The organism is Polaromonas sp. P3_C2 (assembly GCF_056402675.1).
Genome location: NZ_JBFUGX010001123.1, coordinates 1 through 802 on the forward strand (window position 1 = coordinate 1; position 802 = coordinate 802).

The window sequence follows — 802 nt, forward strand, 5'->3', positions numbered from 1 at the left end:
GATGCAGGCCAGCACGCCCAGGCCGCTCAAGCCTTTGGACATGGCGCGGGCGCCTTCAAGCGGCTGGTACAGGTCGCGCACGATGGCGCGCGCGCACATCACTGCAGCGCCCATGGCGGCGCCCTGCACGATGCGCCAGGTGATCAGCAGTGTCATCGACGATGCGAGCGTGCTGCCGACGGAAGCGAGGGTGTAGGCGCACAGGCCCCAGAGCAGGATGGGACGGCGGCCGAAGCGGTCCGACAGCGGGCCCCAGATCAGCTGGGAGGTACCGAAGGCCAGCAGCAGGGCGCTGAGCGTGAGCTGCGCCTGCGACATCGGCGCGCCGAAACCTTCAGTCAGGGAGGGGAGGGCGGGCAGGTAGAGGTCGGTCGTGACCGGCTGGATGCCCAGCAGCATCGACAGGACCAGCACCACCATGCCGGGCGACATGGCAGGCGCCGCGGTCTTCGAAACAGGAACATCCATTGAGCTGAGCGTATCAGACAAAACGCCTGCTGCATCGCGGTACTGGCATGGCCCGAGGGGCCGTTTCCAGAATCAATTCAGGACCCGGAAGAAGGGGGCAGAGGGAGCAGGCGGTCCAGGCCGGTGATTTTTGCGTGCTGCAGCAGCATGATGGTCTTGGCGTCTTCAATGGCGCCGCTGCGCACCATGGCCAGCGCTTCTTCCAGTTGCAGCTCGATCACCTCGATGTCTTCACCTTCATGGGCGATGCCGCCGCCTTCTCCTGCCCGGTCTGAACTTTCGTAGGAGGCTACGAAGAAATGCAACTTTTCAGTGACCGAACCCGGGCTCATGT

Annotated in this window: 2 protein-coding genes; both read right to left on the reverse strand. The window is 64.6% G+C overall.

Features of this window, described 5'->3' with window-relative positions; genetic code table 11:
- Window positions 1–468: MFS transporter (locus AC1DWI_RS25065; RefSeq protein WP_477726168.1), on the reverse strand; the 468-nt coding region annotated here is incomplete at its 3' end.
- A gap of 77 nt (window positions 469–545) precedes the next feature.
- A partial coding sequence (locus tag AC1DWI_RS25070) for an NUDIX hydrolase (RefSeq protein ID WP_477726169.1) occupies window positions 546–802 on the reverse strand: 257 nt, incomplete at its 5' end.